The organism is Paenibacillus liaoningensis (assembly GCF_059609455.1).
In genome coordinates this window covers 553954-573171 of sequence record NZ_JCAALU010000001.1, presented here as the reverse complement: position 1 = coordinate 573171, position 19218 = coordinate 553954, and the positions used below count along the sequence as shown (strand labels likewise).

The following is a 19218-nucleotide window of genomic DNA, read 5'->3' as shown; positions in this document are numbered from 1 at the left end:
CTTAACGCTGCTCTAGGGAAAGCCCTCTTAAGCATGCTTATGGCTGTTACACCATGATTTTGCACATTGCGTTCGTAAATTCAACCGGGTCTTGAATTGGCAAACCTTCAATGAGCAGCGCTTGGTTGTACAGCAGGTTCGTGTACAGGCCGAGCTTCTTTTCATCGCTGGCGAAAGCGGTTTTGAGCGACTGCAAAATCTCGTGGTTGACGTTGATTTCGAGTACTTTGTCCGCTTTCACATTTTGGCTGTCCGGCATCGCTTGGAGAATTTTCTCCATCTCGATCGACACTTCACCTTCGGAGGACAGGCATACCGGGTGCGATTTCAAGCGCTTCGAAGCGCGAACACCGGATACTTTGCCTTCGAGAATCGTTTGCATTTTCTCAAACAGATCCTTGTTGTCAGTCGCTTCCGCCTCTGTCGTTTCCTCGCTCGGATCCGCTTCAATGCCAAGATCGCCGCTCGAAACGGATTTAAATTCTTTATCCTTGTATTTCAAAATCACTTTAATCGCAAATTCGTCGATATCATCCGTGAAGTACAAAATTTCGTACCCTTTGTCCAATACCATTTCCGTTTGCGGCAGCTTCTCAATGCGATCAATGGATGCGCCCGAAGCATAATAAATGTACTTCTGATCTTCCGGCATGCGCTCTACGTACTCATCGAGCGATACGAGCTTTTTCTCCTTGGAGGAGCTGAACAGCAGCAAGTCCTGCAGCGTATCCTTGTTTGCGCCGTAATCGTTGTAGACGCCAAATTTCAGCTGTCTGCCGAAAGCTTTGTAGAACTTCTCATAGCTGTCGCGCTCGTCTTTGAGCAGGCTCACAAGCTGGCTTTTAATTTTGTTTTTGATGTTTTTGGCAATGAGGCTCAGCTGGCGGTCATGCTGGAGCAGCTCGCGGGAAATGTTCAGCGACAAATCCTCGGAGTCAACCATCCCTTTCACGAAGCCAAAATAATCCGGCAGCAGATCGGAGCACTTGTCCATAATGAGTACGCCATTGGAGTACAGCTCAAGGCCTTTCTCAAATTCCTTCGTGTAATAATCGAACGGCGTATGCTCTGGAATGTAGAGAATCGCGTTGTATACAACCGCGCCGTCTGCACTGATGTGGATATGCTTAAGCGGCTTGTCGAAGCCATAGCGCTTCTCCATATAGAAGTTGTCGTAGTCTTCCTGCGTCAACTCGTTTTTATTTTTGCGCCAGATCGGCACCATGCTGTTAATCGTCTGCTCTTCAGAATACTCTTCGAATTCGCCTTCGCTGTCTTCTTTCGGACGTTGTCCGGCAACATCCATCTTGATTGGATAGCGAATGAAATCGGAATATTTCTTAATGATTGCACGCAGGCGATATTGCTCCAAAAACTCGTCGTAGCTGACTTCTTCCGCATTGTCTTTGATTTTCAGCACGATTTCGGTTCCGACGGTATCCTTCGTAGCCGGCACAATCGTGTAGCCGTCTGCGCCTTCGGATTTCCATTTGAACGCTTCCTCGCTGCCGAGGGCACGGCTCGTTACCGTTACAACGTCCGCCACCATAAACGCTGCATAAAAACCAACGCCGAATTGGCCGATGATGTTATGGCCGTCCTTCGCTTCATTTTCGTTCTTGAAGGCCAGCGATCCGCTCTTCGCAATAATGCCGAGATTGTTCTCCAGGTCCTCCTTGGTCATTCCGATACCTGTATCGGCAATCGTCAGCGTGCGCGCCTCTTGATCCGCCGTTACTTTAATATAATAATCCGCCTGATTGAATACCAATTGATCATCGGATAATGCTTTGTAGTAGATTTTATCAATTGCATCACTAGCATTGGAGATCAGCTCGCGCAAAAAGATTTCCTTCTGCGTATAGATGGAGTTAATCATCATTTCCAGCAATCTCTTCGATTCCGCTTTAAACTGTTTCTTGGCCACGAATAAATCTCCCTTCAATAATCATCATTATTAGGCTGCGTAAGGCTAAGTCTAGTTTAGCACTCTTCACGCCTGAGTGCTAATCCTAATTTTTATATACCATATATGAATTTGTAATGTCAACTTATGGTTAGCACTGGCTATCCCATTCGGCATAAAACTGCTCCAAATAGGCTAGCATGAACTGATGCCGCTTTTCGGCAAGCTTTTTCCCATAGGAAGTGTTCATTAAATCCTTCAGCTTAAGCAATTTCTCGTAAAAATGGTGCACCGCCGTCGCTTCGCCGCTCCGGTATTCCGCCTCCGTCATTTCCGTGCGGGGCCGCACATTCGGATCATGCAGCAGATGGCCCTTCGCGCCCGCATAAGCAAACGTTCGCGCAATGCCAATGGCGCCAATCGCATCGAGCCGGTCGGCGTCCTGCACAATCTCGCCCTCCAGCGTGCTCATCGCCTTGCCTCCGCCGCCCTTGAAGGACATCGTCGATATGATTTCCATTACATGTGCGGCGTCCTGTGGATGGACGTTGTTGTGCTCCAGCCAGCTTCGAACTTTCTGCAAGCCTGCGGCTTCGCTAGTGTTCAGCTTAACATCCGCGATATCATGCAGCAGCGCAGCCAGCTCACACAGGAACAAATCCGCCTGCTCCTCGCGGGCAATCGCCTTTGCCATCTGTGTAACCCGGCGAATATGCTGCCAATCGTGTCCCGTGTACTCTCGCTCCAGCTTCTGCCTGACGAACTGCTCGGCAGCTAATAGAATTGCCTCGTTCGCCTGTTGCTCTTGATGGTCTTCTAGTTGGTCTTCTTGATGTTTCTCTTGATTATCCTTCGGATTCATCGCCTGTCCATACCCGCCTTTCTCCTACCCATACGTCACCAGCTTTCAGCTTGTATAGCGTATCTGGTTGCCCAGCCCATTGCTGCTTCTCCACATTATAAGCTCTGCTCTTGATACGCTTAACTTCCCGCTCCGTTCGAAATCCTGATGCCAGATCATCGTCTAGCTCGGACTCATAATGAAATTCGGCATCTATATGGAGCTGCCAGGCAAAATGCTCCACGTCCTTGATTTTGTGCAGCACAGGAAGCTTAGCGAGACGTTCGTCTGCTTTAGCCTGCATCATCGTATTTTGCTCAAATGCGTGATCATAATAATGCAGCTGCTCGCCAATCGCCGTAACCACCTGCGAGGATATGAAACTCGGATCATACAGCCATATTTTTAAATAAAAGGGTTCGTTGTGCTGCTTTAATTGCTGATGCCACGCCTCATAAATATCCATTAGCGCTGCCAGCAGCAGCCGTGAAAACCAGACAGGCGGATTCTATTATATCGTTGCTTCCCTTATTTGGAAGCTGCTTTTTCGCTGTTTTTACAAAACTAGCTCCGTCCCTTGATCTGCCTTTAACAATCTATTTATATACTTAGAACGATTCTACATACGATCTTAAAAAAAGGATAAAGGGGATTTGTAAGCTTATGAAAACGGTTAAGCAACTTGTTCAAATGATGTCAGTCGCGACGATGCTCGCTGCCGGGACGGGCGCTTTCGCCCCTGCCGCTCTCGCTGCTGATGCGCCCGCTGGCGATTATGTGAAGCTGCGCCAAGCGATCGAAAATATGCAAGGCGAAGTAACATGGGACGCCGCTAGCCGCAGCGCTGAAATTACGGTAAGCGGTTTAAAAGCATCGTTCCCGATCGGCTCTTCTTCCGCAACGATTAACGGTGCCGCAACTGAAATTGGAAGCCCTTCTCTTTTAACGAAAAGCACAACCTATGTTTCCAAAAAAGCGCTGGACAGCCTGAAGGCGCAGCTCGTTCAGCAGCAAAATAAAACCGGCTTTGAGCTTGCCTCCTCCTTCCAAATGCCAAGCGAAAAAGCCGAAATCGCCGCTTCTACGCCAGACGGCAAGCGCCTGCTCGTTACTGAAGCGGACAATGGCAGCATTTCTGTGCTGGACATCGCGGACATTAACAAAGTGAGCGTGCTGAAAACCGTCAGCTTCCATGACCTTTCTGCAGATGCGGAAGTGACCAGCGTCACCGTATCCAAGGACGGCAGCTATGGATTGGCAGTCATCCGTACGGGCGATGATGTGAACAAAGCGAACAAAGGGCTGCTTGCCGTAGTCGATTTGGCTACCTACAAAACCGTAAAAACATATGAGCTTGGCATCGGCCCTGATTCCATCGCGCTTTCGCCGGACGGGCTGAATGCCGTGATCGCGATTGAGGATGAGGAGATTGATAAAGCTGCGGATGAAATCGATTTTAAAAATGCGAAGCGCCCTGGCAGCATAATGATTGTTACTTTTGCAGGCGGCGACCCGCTGAAGGGCGAGGTTGTGGATATTGCTACTCCTTTGGACGATGTAGAGGGAGCGATTTATCCGCATGATCCGCAGCCGGAATATGTGGCAATCAGCTCGGATAGCGCAACCGCAGCGGTTACGATGCAGGAAAACAACGCCATCGCGATTGTCGATTTAAAAACGAAAAAGCTCCTTCGGATTTTCTCGCTCGGTACGACGCAGCACAAAGCCGATTTAGAGGACGATGGGAATGTGCGGTTTACGCAGGATTTGACCGCCCGTTATGAGCCGGATGGCATTGCGTTTTCGCCAGATGGCAAATACGTGCTGACCGCCAATGAAGGCGACTTGGGCAAAAATGAATTTAAAGACGGCGTGAAGGCCGGCGGCCGCAACATCGCAGTATGGGATTTGGAGGGCAAGCGGGTATACGACAGCGCTAACCTGATTGACGAGGCGACAGCTAAAGTCGGCTTGTATCCCGATGACCGCAGCCCGAACAAAGGCAGCGAGGTCGAAAATCTGACCGTCGCGACAGTCGACGGAACAGCCCTTGCCGCAGTAGCGTCGGAACGCGCGGATGCAATTTTATTTTTCGATATCGCTAATGCTGCCAGCCCTGTCTACCTCGGCTTGATTCCAACGGCCGGAGAATCGCCGGAAGGCATTCACCGCGTACAAGGACGCAGCTTGTTTGTCAGCGCGGATGAGAGCACGGGAACGGTAAGCTTTTACGCGAAAAAATAAGGGCGGCCGCACGCTGCATTTAGCAAAGCTGTTATCACCCGCTTTAACGAGAAAATCCCTTGAGCGCTTGTATGTGCTCAAGGGATTTTTGGCTTTTAACGCTATGCGTTGTCAGGGCATCCAAATTCGCTTGAAGCTGGAAGCCGCATCGGTGAAGGAAAGCTCGTACACGTCGGGATTGGATAAGGCTTCCCATTCCTCAAATCCGACTGCCTGATCCAGATGCTTGAGCAGCAGCGAAATGAGGTTGCCGTGTGAGACGATTACGGTATTTTTCCAGCTGCTATTCAGCACCTCGGTAACGACTTGAACGGCCCGATTTGTAGCGGTACGGCTGGATTCCCCACCCTCGTAGCATAAATCCATGTCCTCATAGGTTTGACGAAGCATTTCGCGCCAGTCTGGATGATTTTGACCTAATAAAACTCGCTCGGTTAACCGCTCATCCAGCTTTATAGTCAGGCCAGTGGCGTCAGCTAATGGAGAGATGGTGCGGTACGCCCGCTCAAAAGGGCTGGAAATGATGCCTTCTATCCGCTTTTTCGCTAAGAAAGCAGCCAATTGCTGCGCTTGCTCTATTCCAGCTGCTGTTAATGGTGCGTCAGGCTCTTGGCCTTCTGCTTGGCAATGACGGACTAGATATATCGTTTTCATATTCGTTACTCCTTTATGTTTATACGGTTCCTGAGTTGAACAGGGCACGCTAAACATGATGGTGTATAATGTTGGAAAGCAACTATTACAGTGTGAAGGGGTGTTCGTTCCTAATGGCGGAAAGAACAAAAGTGGTTGAAGTTGTTCCTTACGACCCAATGTGGAAGGAGCAATTCCAGCAAATCAAGAGCATGATTGAAGGATATATTGGCGATCTGATTTTGCGCATCGAGCATGTAGGAAGCACGTCTGTAGAAGGGCTGCCGGCGAAACCGATCATTGATCTTGATGTGGTGGTGGAAGATTACAGCGTGCTGCAAGCCATTGTAGAGCGTCTGGCCAAAGAGGGCTTCGAGCATCAAGGCAATTTAGGAATTGAAGGGCGGGAAGCTTTCAAACGGACGTTTGCAGACAACTTTATGAAATATCATCTTTATGTATGTCCCAAAGACGGCAAAGGTTATCTGGAGCATATTGCTTTTCGTGACTATCTCCGCTCCAATGAAGCAGCCCGGAGGGAATATGGTTCGTTAAAGGATAAGCTGGCTGAACAGCATCGCCATGACATTGACAGCTACTGTGACGGAAAAACCGAATTTGTGACCACAATTCTGCGGCAAACCCTTTATCGATGAAGCACTCCATCAAATAACCCGATCCGTCTCTTGGGGCTTCGAAAACTTACTACTCTGTTACCGGCTATTCCGGCATTCTCAAAGAACTTATATGCTCACTATCCTTGTAGAGTGTCGGAATACATACATCCTCTTGCAAATCAGCTTTGCGGCTCTCCTAATATTTCAATCTCCACATCGGCAGCGGCAATAATGAGTGCATCCAATGAATCAAATAGGACTCTAAGCTCGAAACCCCCGTCAATCGTATACATTTCATCATAGAGCCACCATGTATTTTCAGGGAGATCAGGAAGCTCCAGCTGCTTGACTCCGTGAAATGTGATTTTTATATCCGTAAAATAATGATAACAGCCGCGACAGTCCAAGTTTAGAATGAACGTTGCTTCATCGGGCCGATCGTAGGAAATGACTTTGGCATCGTGAAGCGTATTTTCGAATAGCTTGACCGCATTGGGCGGAAGCTCGTTTTTAATTGATTTATAATAGCTGTTATAGGTCTCCGCCAATTTACGCATACGATCATCATAGTCCTGCTTCCACTGCTTCGCCATTTCCTTCAATTCAGGAGGCGGGTAAATCGTATTCAACGTTCCGTCGTGAATGTAAGGATGGAACGGTTCAGGAAGGTATTTTAATAGATGTTCTTTTTTCTCCTCCAACGAGTCTCGCTGCATCCCCAAGTAGTCTACACCTTCTGAACGATAGTAGGCCAGCTCCTCCTCCCACTGCTCCTCCGTTTCCGGAAAAATAAGAAATGAAGCAATCTGCATGAGTTCATACCATTCTCTTGTGCAAAATTTCATAGGGGTCCTCCTTGGTTACTTGTGATTGTTATGGTTTAAAATTGCGCACTCTGTAAGGATTGCGACGGGCTGTAGGGATAACCCCTATAGCTCCTACAGAGTTTCTATCCACGCACTCCGTACGGAGTGCAACACGAAAACGACCCGGTGCTTGGCTGGGCTGTGTCGTTTCAATCCACGGCTCCGTACAGAGTGCGACGCGCCATTGTACGAAGGCGATACGGGATATAGCACGTTTCAATCCACACACTCCATACGGAGTGCGACCGCCGCGATAACGGATTTTCCGTTACTGGCAGACTGTTTCAATCCACGCACTCCGTACGGAGTGCGACGCGAACTATCTGCCCAAGTCCGCAGCATCGATTCAGTTTCAATCCACGCACTCCGTACGGAGTGCGACTGTCGTTAACAGGTATAGGGGTTTGGCAAAGAAGTTTCAATCCACGGACTCCGTACGGAGTCCGACCGTTCTTTGGCAAGAGCTTGACCTGAGTCGCAAGACGTTTCAATCCACGCACTCCATACGGAGAGCGACATGCTCCTCGACGATGTCAGGGCCGCCGCCTGCCGGTTTCAATCCACGCACTCCATACGGAGTGCGACTGACATGCAGATTAAGTTAGCCAGGTATAGGAGTCGTTTCAATCCACGCACTCCATACGGAGTGCGACTAACCTCTTTAGCAGTCTGACCGCCGCCAAGAAAGTTTCAATCCACGCACTCCATACGGAGTGCGACCAGCGTGCCGCCCATCCCCCCGCTCGAACTGGCCTTGTTTCAATCCACGCACTCCATACGGAGTGCGACGATCGGATGCGTATTGATAACGGCAAGTTACAAGTTGTTTCAATCCACGCACTCCATACGGAGTGCGACCTTATAGGCCATCTTCAGAACAGTGTTCCACTGCGAGTTTCAATCCACGCACTCCATACGGAGTGCGACTCGCCCAAGATAACCCGGTCCTCAATCACTTTGCTGTTTCAATCCACGCACTCCATACGGAGTGCGACTCCAAGCGTCGATTGCGTTGTCGTACTGAGGCCTACGTTTCAATCCACGCACTCCATACGGAGTGCGACAAGCAACCCTTGCTTACTACGCCCTCCACGAATTGTTTCAATCCACGCACTCCATACGGAGTGCGACCTCTCCTGCTGCCTCAGCTGCCTCAATAACTGCCGTTTCAATCCACGCACTCCATACGGAGTGCGACGACGATGCGGCCATACGAGATTTTTTATCGGTCGCTGTTTCAATCCACGCACTCCATACGGAGTGCGACACCTCCGAAGAGGTTTAAGATTTATTCTTGAAGATGTTTCAATCCACGCACTCCATACGGAGTGCGACGTCAAAAATCGCCCGTACGTGCCAATGAGCATGGTTTCAATCCACGCACTCCATACGGAGTGCGACGCAGTCGTCAAAATGATAGGTTCCGAACTAAAGGCGTTTCAATCCACGCACTCCATACGGAGTGCGACGATTGGGGGTGATGCTTATGGAATTTTCGTTATCGGTTTCAATCCACGCACTCCATACGGAGTGCGACGTATATGCACGAAAAAATATTGTTTGTAAAAATTGTTTCAATCCACGCACTCCATACGGAGTGCGACAGCGAAAATACAAACAATTGATTCCATCATGGCATCAATTGTATATATTTTCAAGATCATCCATACGAACAAAGTCTAAACAAAGTATTGACTTTTCCCAAAGCCCTTCATTTCCGTCATGATTCGACAAATTTTGAGGTGCGAATCCCCTAGGGTTTTTATGGGAGCTTCCGATTCGCACCTGCATCGGCATAACCTTTTTTCACTCCATCGCACGATGGATCATCAGCCACTGCTTGGCAAAATCAACTGCCTCTTTCAGATCAAAAAGCCGGCACTCGGCGCTGCCTACCGCGCCTTTTTGCACGGAGCCTTCATAGTCGTAGCACTGCCCAATCTGTGCAAAATCTGCCGAATCATAGGCGAAATCCGTAAACCATTTCCATACTCGCTCGTCCCCTTCATAAATAGCGGTTCCCAGCTGTTTCGTCGGAAGACGCTCACTCATCGCTTCAGCCAGATGAAAGCTTGTGCAGGATTCATACCCCGTCCCAAGCATCAGCACCTTGGCGCCCAAGCCGTACAGCTTCCCAAGTGGTGACGCCATGCCAAATTGCGGACTTAGCATATGCTCAGATGTAATAAGCTCCGCATACTTGCCATTGGCGCAAAAAGAAACCTGCGGATGCGCTGAACGCACCGTAGCCGGAAACGTGCGAAACAGCTCGGCAATTCGCCCCATTCCCCGCGTTGGCGACAAAGCTGGATCGAAAGCCGGAAGCTCCCGATAAATCGTCTCATACCACTCCTCTGGAACCGGCGGATTGCCCCATTCGGCGGGATCGCTCCAATCTCCGCTTTGCGCAGGCATAATTAATGTGCCTTCATCCCCAACTGCCTGCATAAGCGCCTGCACCATAGCCTGCGGCCCGCCGCATACCCAGCCCAAGCGCGACAAGGAGGCATGCACCAGTACGGAATCGCCTTCTCGAACGCCTAATCTTCGCAAGTCCTGAACGATGTTGCTTATCGTAATCGGCCTTTTCTGACTGTTGATCAACTGCTGTTCTCTCACCTTTGTGCCCCCTGCTTCTACTTTTGTGCTTTAATCATAAACCGCTCTGCGTTCGTCTTGATGCCTCTTTCCGACTTATTGTCCCTAATGAACGCTTCTAATCGCCCAAAATCTTCCGGCTGCCGCCCAAAATTCGGAATAATCGGCGTATGCTTAAGCAGAAAAATCAAATCCGCCGCCGTCTCATAAAACTCCGCGACGTTCCACTCCATAACCTCAATCTTCGTAAAGCCAGCTTCCGTCAGCTCCAATATATACCGCTCCTTGAGCGAGCCTGGCATCTCCCCATAGGCTTGCCCTCTTCCAAACGCCTGCTTGAGATTAAGCTTATCGTTCTCGCTCACTTGCTGCGTCAGAAATGTACCGCCGTTCTCCAGCACACGAGCTACCTCCTGCGCATTAAAGGCTGAATGCCTGCAGGAAACGATATGAAAGAAGCGGTCTGGAAAATCCAGCTTGTCCGCATTCATTGGCAGGACGCGAACGTTGCTGCGCCCGGACTTCGTAATATTTTTCATTGCGGTGTCGACCATGCCTGTAGATAAATCAATGCCCACCAGCAGCAGGGCACAGTCCGCAATTGATAAAATAGCTTCCCCGCCGCCTGTACCAATATCGAGCAGAAGATCGGTTTTTCGGCTAAGCTTGACGACCTCCCGATACAAGTCCCACTTCGCTTCCTCCGACATACACTTCAGCCTGCTGAAATCCCAGCCATTGCTCGCTCCAACCTCATTATAAAAAGCCTCATAGTCAATTTGATTCATTATGATTCAGCCTTTCCTTAAAAATCCACATTTACCCATGCGTGCATAAGTGTCTAAAAGACAGCTTCTTTGTAAATTGTAACATTTTAGGGTGTGTTTTCGTAGTAAGGAGTATATAAAAGGCTGCTGCGCGCTTTTGCAGGCTGATCCTTGTACCCGGGGGGAAATTGCGATGAGAAACGAAAAATTAGTTCTTGTGCTGTCGCTATTTTTAATTTTTGTCGGTTTTACCGCTATACTTTTTGGCTATTGGGAAGCCTTGCAGCCGAAAACAGGCCCCGTTGGCAACGGAGCCACCTTGCCGACCTTTCTTCAAATACTCCCCTCTATTTTAGCCATCGTGACGGGTATTCTGAATCTAGCCCACATCGTCTATCGCCGCAGGAAAGCCTGTTTTAATAACAAAGACAATAAAGAGAATACGGATCAAAACCCCTCGTAGAAAAAGACAGCTATACCAACACGCGGCTTGCTAGTAGTCCCCTACTTCGGAAGCTGCGCAGCATAGCGCTTGCGCAGCGCATGGAGCCGATCCAGCTGATTAAGCGCCTGCTGGCCCTGCCGCTTCGTCACAGCTACCGTCAAAGCATCCACTAATGCAACGGGAGCCGTCATCGAATGAAAGCCCTCCAGCTCCCCCCGATCCAATTGCAGCACAATATCACTCTGCTCCAGCATATCCGAGACGAGCAAATCCGTGACCAACACCGTTCGATAACCCGCCGCCTTGCCCTGCTCCAAAATAACCGTCAGCTCCGGCGACCGCCTGACAAAGCCAAACATCAGCACGACATCCTCTTCCCCCGCGTGAGACAACGTTTCAAACAGCTCGCTGCCGCTAGCCTCCATCGCCACCACCTGCACGCCGATCCGATTCAGGCGGAATTGCAGAAGCGCAACGAGACAGACCGCCGCCCCCGAGCCAAAAATATAAACTTTACGCGCAGCATGAATGGCCTCCACCGTCTGATGAAACGCTGCCCGCTCCACCCGCTGCTTCGTGACCGCAACATTATTTGCAGCTATGTCTAATATTTCGCCCACAACATCGGCCGCTTCCGAATCGACCTTATTTAAAATCTGCTTCATTTTATGAGCAGGGGTAGCATGTTCATTTTGCAGCAAATACTTCTTGAAGGCCTTCAAATTGGCAAAACCAATCGTAGCCCAAAAACGCGAAACGGTCGCCGTACTGACCCCAACCGCCTGCGCAATGTCCTCCTCCGTGCAATAGGGAATTTGCGCAAGCGCGCCCGCTACATAATTGGCTATCGCCTGCTGGCTTTTTGACATTTTGTCCAAATCCATTTTGATATTAATCGGTACCATGATGTGCCCTCCCTGTGCCTGTGCCTGATCCTGTGCCTGTGCCTCAAAAGCAGGCTTTCATCAGCAGTATAGCATTCGCTGCAGCTTTATGAAAGTTTTTTATCACAAATTAATTTATGAAAATTATTTTACACAAACGAAATAATTCGTTGATGATGCGTTAACAGTTCCTCTATATATTGAAAAAGAGTTCGCTGCTGCACTGAGGCAGGCGAAGCGAATTTCGCCTCAATCCCATTTTGCTTAGGAGGAATTAAACGTGACATCCGCGCTTAAACGCCGTTACGAATTGACGCAATCCCAGAAGCTTATGGTGTTCATACTGGCTATGTCGCTTTACGGCATTTCCAATATGTTCTCCGAGCTTATCCCCGAGCTCAAGCTTGGGCCGATTGAAATCAAGGTCGAATATTTTGCCTTCATTCCGCTCACTTTATGTATTTTGTTCAACCCGCTGTATGCCGCGCTTGGCGCTTCCTTCGGCGAGATTATTTTCGGAGAGCTGCTGCTCGGGCAATTCGGCGGACTCGGGGAGCTGGAAAAATTCATTGAGTTCTCGCTCGCCATGTATGTTGCCGGACTGCTAGTCAGCGATCCCCGCAATCGCAAGCAGCTTGCTCTAGCTTCCTTCGTTGCAGTAGGCATTGACCAAATGCTCGGCACGATTGTCGATGTCGGTAAAGTATGGTTTGGGATTGAAGAATTTGAAGCGGTCCCGGGGCTTCCAGAAAGCATTTTGCTCATTGAGGGCCTTAGCTTCCTGAACGCCATGGTCATTACCGGCATCTTCTTCTCCCTGCTGCCAACGCTGTTTCTCGTACCAAGACTCTATGGAAAAATCGAGCCGCTGCTCGGCATGAAGCCGCGCGACAGCCGGGTTCCGCTCTCGCTTGGACAGCTGATGACGCCGCGCTTGCTTATTACGGGCATTTGCTTTTTCTTCCTTGCGGTCGTTGCCGAATTTCTGGCCGAGTCAGATATGAACTTCGCCGTCTGGGAGCCGGAATTTATTGAGCAATATGGCAGCGGCTATATGTGGGTGAGCATCGGTGCCGCAGCGCTCGTCCTGCTTGTAACCGTTGCATATGCGATGCGCTCCAAAGCGAAAACCGCCCAGAAGCCGGGGGATATGAAGCTTTGAGCAACCTACAGCATCATAATGCCGCAACGATGACCTCACGAGCTGCTGCCGCTGCGGCTACAGCTCCTATTATTGAAATGAACGACGTTTGCTTTCAATATCCTGGTGCTGAGGGAATGGCTTTGTACGATATAAAGCTGACGATTCAGCCTGGAGAATTTATCGCCATCGCTGGGACGAATGGGAGCGGCAAATCGACGCTCTGCAAATGCTTGAACGGCCTTATTCCTAATTATTATGTTGGCGATTTGAGCGGATCGATTCGGGTAGCTGGCATGGATGCCGCAAACGAAACGGTGTCCTCCCTTTCGCGGAAGGTGACTTACGTCTTTCAGGATTTTGAAAATCAGCTCGTGCGTCCGACTGTGTACGATGAAGCCTGCTTTGCACCGCTTAATTACGGCTATGCGGACTATCGCCAGCGCGGGGAAAGGGCGCTCGCTATGCTCGGTCTTGAGCCTTTGCGCGACCAATGGATTTGGCAGCTTAGCGGCGGGCAGAAGCATATGACTGCGCTGGCAGGCGCGCTCGCTCTTGATCCCGATGTGATCATCGTGGACGAGCCCGTCGCCCAGCTTGATCCTTATCATGCCAAACTGATTTATGATAAGCTCGCCATGCTCAACAAGCAATACGGTAAAACGATCATCGTCATTGAGCATCATACTGAATTTATTGCCGATTATTGCGATAAAGTCGTATTGATGGATAGCGGCACCATCCGCTGGATCAAGCCTGTACAGGAGGCGCTGTCCCGCGTCGATGAATTGGCAGCGCTGAATATTTTGCCGCCGCAGTTCACCTTGGCGGTGCGAAATTGGGAAGCCCGGCGCGGGCAAACAGCGGCAGCAACGGCAGCAGCTCCGCTATATCCAATTACGCTGGCGGATGCGGAGGTTTATTTTCAGAATGATGCGGAAGCAGTGGCTGTTGGCAAAAAAGATATTCAGCTGCAAGCCGCTTTTCCGTCTGCTAGGCAGGCTGGGTTTATAGCAAAGCAGCAATCGCAAGCTCTTAGTCATTCCGACAATTCAAGCTCAGCGCGGGCAAAGGCTTCGGATGCGGCGTCACCGCAAGAGTTGATTCGCTTCGAGCATGTATCCTACGGCTACAAAACAATAACGCGTGCGCTGCATCCTGTTGTTCGCGATCTGAATCTTTCGATTTACGAGGGCGAGCGAATTGCGCTCGTCGGCAACAATGGAGCGGGCAAATCGACACTGCTTAAGCTTATTTCCGGCATCCGCCGTCCCAATAAGGGCGAGCTCACCGTTTGCGGCCGCTTAACGAAGCGCCATTCGCCCGAGCAGCTGTCTGAATTCGTCTCCTTCATCTATCAGCATCCGGAGGAAATGTTTATTGAGGATTCGGTGCGCAAGGATGTGGAGTTTTTCCCGAAAGCCCGAAATAAAGCGGGATATTCAGCCTTTACCGATGAAGTGCTGGAGCGGCTGCGGCTCACCGAGCTTCAGGATCGCGATGGCAGATTGTTAAGCGGCGGGCAGCAGCGGCGAGCTACCCTTGCGATTGGCCTCGCGATGCGTCCTACGGTGATGCTGCTCGATGAGCCGACGGCAAGTCTCGATGCTTCAAGCCGGCGCGAAATGACCGCCATGCTTGCCGAGCTGGAGGATCAGGTCAAAGCGACGCTGATCGCCACCCACGATATGCAGCTTGTTGCCGAATGGGCGAATCGCGTCATCGTGATGCATAACGGCCAGGTGCTGCTGGATACAGATACGCGTTCCTTGTTCCGCGAGCTTCACGTATTGGAGCAGGCCGGACTCATTCCGCCGCAAATTACGCTGCTCAGCGATCGGCTCGGCCTGGAGCCGCCGTGTCTGTCCGTTGACGAATTGCTTTGCCGCCTGACTGGGGCTGCATCTGCGGACACATCAGAGCAGCTGCCTAGAGAGGAGGCCATCACGAGTGGAAGCCATTAAACAAAATTTGATCGACAAGCTCAGCGTCGAGCAAATCAAAATCGAGCTGATGCGCACCGCCTTCGGCCGCCAATCTACTTTTTTATCGCGCTTCGACCCGAGGATTCTCATCATCTGGTATTCTTTTTTCGCTATAGCGCCATGGTTCATTCATAACAAATTCATTCTGCTGGGGCTGCTCGTGCCAATCGTCGCGCTCACCTTGTCCTCCAAGGTCAGCCCGCTCGTCCTCATCATTATGGGCATTGGGCTCGTCAGCGAAATCAGCTACATTCTGCTCGGTTCGCTGCTCTTCGGCGGAAGTCTCGCCAGCTTCTGGCCCCTCATGACACTCACGCTGAAAATATTGCTCATTTCACTCGCCAGCATTGCTGTTTTCTCCAGCATGGACCCCGAGAAGCTGAGCGATGCGCTGCTCAGTCTAGGCATGCCGGCGCAGTTCAGCTTCGGCGTATCGTATGGCTACCGAATGCTGCCGATTCTAATCGAGGAATATCACAACATTATTCATTCCTTCCGCCTTCGCGGACGCTCGCCGCAGCGGAAAGGGATTTTCGGCTGGCGCTCCCTCGTCTACTTGGCGACGATTAGCGTCCGTGCCTTTTATCCGCTCATACTGAATACGGCGAAGCGCACCCGCACAACGGTTGAAGCGCTGGAGGTGCGCGGCTTTACTTATTCCTTAGTCAGCCCGGACGCGAAGAAGCTGAAGCTCACCTATTTGCGCATTCGCCCATTGGACTTTGTATTTCTCGGCTGCTCCCTCTGCTATATGATTGTGCTGGCGGTAGCAGGACAGCATTTTTCACTATAAAATTGACTATCGAAACGGAAACGGAGACCTCAGCTATATGATGAATCTTGATTTGCACACCCACGGCAAGCTATCGAAAAAAACACATTTTTCGCTCGACTATTTTGCCGCCATGACGGCTGAAGCGATTGAAAATGGTCTAAACGCCATAGCGTTGACCGAGCATTTTAACACGCTGAATTATACCGATATGCTGGATCAGCTTGACGCAGCCTTCGCCTATCAGGACGACTATTATGATGTGAATGGCCTGAAGGTGTTTACGGGCATGGAGGTAGATGTTGCGGAGCGCGGGCATATTTTAATCATAGGCAATCGCTTGTACCTGCGGGAATTGCGCCAGAAATTGGAGACTTATGCAGAAAAAGTAATCTTTATCCCCTTTTCCGAGCTGATGGATCGTACGGAGAATGCTCCTGTGCTGCGGATTGGCGCGCATCCGATGCGGGAGAGCAATCCGCTCACGCAGTATGCGCCTGAGCAGCTTCTGCGGCTTCACGCGTTGGACATTAACGCGAAGGACTTGTATCAATATGGCCCCGCCATGGCCGATCAGGTTCGCCAGCTTGCGGCTGAAATCGGCTTGCCCGCCTGCGCGGGCAGCGACTCCCATCAGCCGCTCCAGTTCGGCAGCGTATGGAACGTGCTGGAGCGGGAATGCCGCACCGCCACTGAGCTGCGCGAAGAGCTGCAACGCGGTCGCTACTCCGTGGAAATTTCACCTTGCCTCAGCGTCAAGGTGAAGGCTGCTCAGATGATGAAGGAGCTTTTGAAGAAGACGATGACGGTGGAATAAGTAGAGGCTTTTAGTATAAATAGGCTGCTTCCGCGTGGATGATACGACGCGGAAGCAGCCTGTTTTTTTCAATTTAAATGAATGTGCGCTTAGTAACTCGGATTTGTAGTCGTTCGGGAGGCGTATCAATTCACGTATTTCGTTCGGAGTGCGACAAATGGTTCATTGGCACTTACATTCATCAGGTAAGTTTCAATCCACGCACTCCATACGGAGTGCGACGCAGAGGTACTTGCTTGCGGTGAGCCAGTAAGTACAGTTTCAATCCACGCACTCCATACGGAGTGCGACAATGAGCTACGTTCCAAAACAAGCTTCTCGCTATGTTTCAATCCACGCACTCCATACGGAGTGCGACGATAGAGAGATTTTGTCATCGCGTTCAATAAATCGTTTCAATCCACGCACTCCATACGGAGTGCGACTGAGTGGCCAATGGCCATGTGTGATGAGGGGGGAGTTTCAATCCACGCACTCCATACGGAGTGCGACTTCCAGAGCCGTACCGTGCGGCCGTGACGGGCGGTGTTTCAATCCACGCACTCCATACGGAGTGCGACGCACGTATAAGCCATTATCAAAGCAATGACCATGTTTCAATCCACGCACTCCATACGGAGTGCGACTTAAATTCATCATCGTCGACTACATAGTCACGTTGTTTCAATCCACGCACTCCATACGGAGTGCGACAGACATTGATGGGGCGCTAGACACGCTAACAGACGTTTCAATCCACGCACTCCATACGGAGTGTGTATCTCTGTCAATAGAGTAGACACAAGAAACCGAGATTTTTAAGCTGCCTTTCGGTACCTGCGTTCGCATTCATTGGGAGTGAGATACCCGATGGTCGAGTGAATGCGTTTGGCATTGTAGAAGCAGAGGATGTATTCAAAGATGCGTTTACGTGCTTGCTCCCGCGTTTTGAAGCGCTCCAAATAAATGAGCTCCTTTTTAAGAACGCTATGGAACGCTTCGATACAAGCATTGTCATAGCAGTTGCCTTTGCGACTCATACTGGCCTTCATATTGTAGGTTTTTAGACGGGCTTGGTAGTCATGAGAAGCATACTGACTTCCTCGATCAGAGTGATGCAGCACTTCACCCGTTGGGCGCTGCTGCTGATGCGCCCGATCAAGCGCCTGAAGGACTAATTCTTTGGTCATCCGATCACTCATTTGAAAGCCCACAATTTTGCGGCTATACAAGTCCATGACGCTCGCCAAATAGAGCCATCCTTCATCCGTGGCAATGTAGGTGATGTCGGTCACCCAAGTTTGATTGGGTGCCTCGGGTCTGAATTGGCGATTGAGTACATTTTCGGCGACAGGTAGGTTGTGTTTGGAGTTCGTTGTCGCTTTATATTTTTTAATGGTTCGGGATTTCAGACCCTGCTCCTTCATCATTCGAGCGACAGTCTTCTCCGAGATTTTCCTGCCCTGTTTATGTAGCATTTGTGTAACCTTCGGGCTTCCATAAAGCCTACGAGAATCTAGAAAGATTCGCCGAATACGCTGTACCAGCTTTTTACGGCTTTTCTCTCGTTTGCTGACTTTACGTGTGGTCCATTTGTAATAACCGCTTCTGGAAACGCCCATAGCAGCACATAGCTTTGCGACACGGCAATGGAAGCGGTGATTGTGGATGAAGGCATAGATCAGCGCCGGTCTTTTGCAAAGTAGTGCATGGCCTTTTTTAGAATGTCATTTTCTTCTTGCAAGTCACGGATTTGCTTTTGTAACGCCTTGAGGGCCTTGTCCTCTTCTTTCAATTGACCACTGCCAGGAAAGGCTTGTCCGCCATCTTGTTTGATTTCAGATACCCACCGATACACGGTATTGACGTGCAGCCCTAATTCCTCTGCCACTTGAGGGGCCGTTTTTCCCTCTTCTTGAATCATCTGGACGACTTGTCTTTTAAAGGCTTGATCATAATGTTTCTTTGTCACTTCGTTCACCTCGAATTTGGATAGGTCTATTTTATCCGATTCTCGGTTCTACGTGTCTACTTTTTAGTCTAACAACAGTGCGACTTGGGGGAGAGTAACCGTGAAAGCGACAATTAACGGTTTCAATCCACGCACTCCATACGGAGTGCGACCATTAAAAGACGGCGTCAAGGATTTGGTCAAGGAACTGTTTCAATCCACGCACTCCATACGGAGTGCGACCAGTCCGCGTCCATAAAGGTTGGGTTGCTGCTGCTGTTTCAATCCACGCACTCCATACGGAGTGCGACCTTCTCGGTGTAAGAAATAGAGTTCGAATTTTGTGTTTCAATCCACGCACTCCATACGGAGTGCGACCTGTCCGAATCATGGGTTCGGGAGATTATTGATAAAGTTTCAATCCACGCACTCCATACGGAGTGCGACCGTAACCAGCTGGAATTTCCGTCCACCGTCCAAGCGTTTCAATCCACGCACTCCATACGGAGTGCGACTTTATAGTCCGCGAAATAGATCGCAGGGCTTTTGTGTTTCAATCCACGCACTCCATACGGAGTGCGACGAGACGTATAACCTAGACCAGTATGACATGGAGGCGTTTCAATCCACGCACTCCATACGGAGTGCGACTTGTAATTACTTTCGAGCGATGCTTTTTGCGCGTTGTTTCAATCCACGCACTCCATACGGAGTGCGACTTTTGCTTAAGCAGCTTAGACATGTCAGCCACTAGTTTCAATCCACGCACTCC

The 19218-nt window shown here is 50.2% G+C and carries 16 protein-coding genes and 3 CRISPR repeat arrays (1 of these 19 only partly in view); of the genes, 7 read left to right on the top strand and 9 right to left on the bottom strand.

Annotated elements, in window-relative coordinates; translation table 11 throughout:
* Window positions 1–46: 46 nt before the first annotated feature.
* The 3 genes from htpG to AC6B99_RS02370 all read right to left on the bottom strand — a co-directional run bounded on the left by htpG (window position 47) and on the right by AC6B99_RS02370 (window position 3213).
* Complete coding sequence (gene htpG / locus AC6B99_RS02380; RefSeq protein ID WP_496662660.1) at window positions 47–1927, bottom strand: molecular chaperone HtpG; 1881 nt, start codon at window positions 1925–1927, stop codon at window positions 47–49.
* 130 nt (window positions 1928–2057) lie between these two features.
* A complete protein-coding gene (locus AC6B99_RS02375) occupies window positions 2058–2768 on the bottom strand; it encodes an HD domain-containing protein (RefSeq protein WP_496662659.1) in 711 nt (236 codons plus the stop codon).
* Window positions 2752–3213 (bottom strand): hypothetical protein, encoded by a 462-nt coding sequence (locus AC6B99_RS02370; RefSeq protein ID WP_496662658.1) that lies wholly within the window; start codon window positions 3211–3213, stop codon window positions 2752–2754. The genes AC6B99_RS02375 and AC6B99_RS02370 overlap by 17 nt, the downstream gene beginning before the upstream one ends.
* 197 nt (window positions 3214–3410) lie before the next feature.
* Here AC6B99_RS02370 and AC6B99_RS02365 point away from each other — a divergent pair, with 197 nt between their 5' ends.
* Complete coding sequence (locus AC6B99_RS02365; RefSeq protein ID WP_496662657.1) at window positions 3411–4991, top strand: choice-of-anchor I domain-containing protein; 1581 nt, start codon at window positions 3411–3413, stop codon at window positions 4989–4991.
* Between the two features lie 111 nt (window positions 4992–5102).
* Here the strand turns inward: AC6B99_RS02365 and AC6B99_RS02360 are convergent, their stop codons facing one another.
* Complete coding sequence (locus AC6B99_RS02360) at window positions 5103–5645, bottom strand: histidine phosphatase family protein (RefSeq protein ID WP_494859150.1); 543 nt, start codon at window positions 5643–5645, stop codon at window positions 5103–5105.
* A 113-nt stretch (window positions 5646–5758) separates the two neighbouring features.
* Between AC6B99_RS02360 and AC6B99_RS02355 the strand changes: the two genes are divergently transcribed.
* Window positions 5759–6280, top strand: a complete 522-nt coding sequence (locus AC6B99_RS02355; protein WP_496662656.1) for a GrpB family protein — start codon at window positions 5759–5761, stop codon at window positions 6278–6280.
* Window positions 6281–6420: 140 nt separating this feature from the next.
* Here the strand turns inward: AC6B99_RS02355 and AC6B99_RS02350 are convergent, their stop codons facing one another.
* The 3 genes from AC6B99_RS02350 to AC6B99_RS02340 all read right to left on the bottom strand — a co-directional run bounded on the left by AC6B99_RS02350 (window position 6421) and on the right by AC6B99_RS02340 (window position 10493).
* On the bottom strand, window positions 6421–7086 hold the full coding sequence (locus AC6B99_RS02350) for a DUF4085 family protein (protein ID WP_496662655.1): 666 nt from the start codon (window positions 7084–7086) through the stop codon (window positions 6421–6423).
* 234 nt (window positions 7087–7320) lie between these two features.
* Window positions 7321–8711: a CRISPR direct-repeat array (repeat unit 33 nt; unit sequence GTTTCAATCCACGCACTCCATACGGAGTGCGAC).
* 202 nt (window positions 8712–8913) lie between these two features.
* Window positions 8914–9726: an AAC(3) family N-acetyltransferase gene (locus tag AC6B99_RS02345; RefSeq protein ID WP_496662654.1), complete on the bottom strand. Its 813-nt coding sequence runs from the start codon at window positions 9724–9726 to the stop codon at window positions 8914–8916.
* 17 nt (window positions 9727–9743) lie between these two features.
* On the bottom strand, window positions 9744–10493 hold the full coding sequence (locus AC6B99_RS02340; RefSeq protein ID WP_496662653.1) for a class I SAM-dependent methyltransferase: 750 nt from the start codon (window positions 10491–10493) through the stop codon (window positions 9744–9746).
* Window positions 10494–10665: 172 nt separating this feature from the next.
* On the opposite strand from AC6B99_RS02340, the gene AC6B99_RS02335 reads away from it, so the two are divergent.
* Window positions 10666–10935, top strand: coding sequence for a hypothetical protein (locus tag AC6B99_RS02335; RefSeq protein ID WP_496662652.1), 270 nt, complete (start codon window positions 10666–10668; stop codon window positions 10933–10935).
* A 41-nt stretch (window positions 10936–10976) separates the two neighbouring features.
* On the opposite strand, the gene AC6B99_RS02330 is transcribed toward AC6B99_RS02335, so the two are convergent.
* Entirely contained in the window at window positions 10977–11822 is an 846-nt protein-coding gene (locus AC6B99_RS02330) for a MurR/RpiR family transcriptional regulator (protein ID WP_496662651.1), read from the bottom strand.
* A gap of 310 nt (window positions 11823–12132) precedes the next feature.
* On the opposite strand from AC6B99_RS02330, the gene AC6B99_RS02325 reads away from it, so the two are divergent.
* From AC6B99_RS02325 to AC6B99_RS02310, 4 genes are read left to right on the top strand one after another with little or no spacing between them, the layout of a single operon-like run.
* Window positions 12133–12963 (top strand): DUF8171 family membrane protein, encoded by an 831-nt coding sequence (locus tag AC6B99_RS02325; protein ID WP_496662694.1) that lies wholly within the window; start codon window positions 12133–12135, stop codon window positions 12961–12963.
* Complete coding sequence (locus AC6B99_RS02320; RefSeq protein WP_496662650.1) at window positions 12960–14906, top strand: ABC transporter ATP-binding protein; 1947 nt, start codon at window positions 12960–12962, stop codon at window positions 14904–14906. The genes AC6B99_RS02325 and AC6B99_RS02320 overlap by 4 nt, the downstream gene beginning before the upstream one ends.
* Window positions 14893–15720 carry an energy-coupling factor transporter transmembrane component T family protein gene (locus tag AC6B99_RS02315; protein ID WP_496662649.1) on the top strand — a complete coding sequence of 276 codons (828 nt, stop codon included), beginning with the start codon at window positions 14893–14895 and terminating at the stop codon, window positions 15718–15720. Before AC6B99_RS02320 ends, AC6B99_RS02315 begins: the two co-directional genes overlap by 14 nt.
* Before the next feature lie 37 nt (window positions 15721–15757).
* Entirely contained in the window at window positions 15758–16516 is a 759-nt protein-coding gene (locus AC6B99_RS02310) for a PHP-associated domain-containing protein (protein ID WP_496662648.1), read from the top strand.
* 189 nt (window positions 16517–16705) lie between these two features.
* Window positions 16706–17276: a CRISPR direct-repeat array (repeat unit 33 nt; unit sequence GTTTCAATCCACGCACTCCATACGGAGTGCGAC).
* 37 nt (window positions 17277–17313) lie between these two features.
* Here AC6B99_RS02310 and AC6B99_RS02305 read toward each other — a convergent pair.
* A protein-coding gene (locus AC6B99_RS02305) for an IS3 family transposase (RefSeq protein WP_494862330.1) occupies window positions 17314–18419 on the bottom strand; the annotation gives its coding sequence in 2 pieces (ribosomal slippage) (window positions 17314–18209 and window positions 18209–18419; 1107 coding nt in all).
* A gap of 166 nt (window positions 18420–18585) precedes the next feature.
* A CRISPR array of direct repeats spans window positions 18586–19218; the repeat unit is 33 nt; unit sequence GTTTCAATCCACGCACTCCATACGGAGTGCGAC (it continues 282 nt past the right edge of the window).

Coding starts and splice junctions, on each gene's coding strand:
- AC6B99_RS02375 (WP_496662659.1), bottom strand. CDS start 2,768: ATGAATCCGAAGGATAATCAAGAGAAACATCAAGAAGACCAACTAGAA.
- AC6B99_RS02370 (WP_496662658.1), bottom strand. CDS start 3,213: ATGGATATTTATGAGGCGTGGCATCAGCAATTAAAGCAGCACAACGAA.
- AC6B99_RS02365 (WP_496662657.1), top strand. CDS start 3,411: ATGAAAACGGTTAAGCAACTTGTTCAAATGATGTCAGTCGCGACGATG.
- AC6B99_RS02360 (WP_494859150.1), bottom strand. CDS start 5,645: ATGAAAACGATATATCTAGTCCGTCATTGCCAAGCAGAAGGCCAAGAG.
- AC6B99_RS02355 (WP_496662656.1), top strand. CDS start 5,759: ATGGCGGAAAGAACAAAAGTGGTTGAAGTTGTTCCTTACGACCCAATG.
- AC6B99_RS02350 (WP_496662655.1), bottom strand. CDS start 7,086: ATGAAATTTTGCACAAGAGAATGGTATGAACTCATGCAGATTGCTTCA.
- AC6B99_RS02340 (WP_496662653.1), bottom strand. CDS start 10,493: ATGAATCAAATTGACTATGAGGCTTTTTATAATGAGGTTGGAGCGAGC.
- AC6B99_RS02335 (WP_496662652.1), top strand. CDS start 10,666: ATGAGAAACGAAAAATTAGTTCTTGTGCTGTCGCTATTTTTAATTTTT.
- AC6B99_RS02330 (WP_496662651.1), bottom strand. CDS start 11,822: ATGGTACCGATTAATATCAAAATGGATTTGGACAAAATGTCAAAAAGC.
- AC6B99_RS02325 (WP_496662694.1), top strand. CDS start 12,133: ATGGTGTTCATACTGGCTATGTCGCTTTACGGCATTTCCAATATGTTC.
- AC6B99_RS02310 (WP_496662648.1), top strand. CDS start 15,758: ATGATGAATCTTGATTTGCACACCCACGGCAAGCTATCGAAAAAAACA.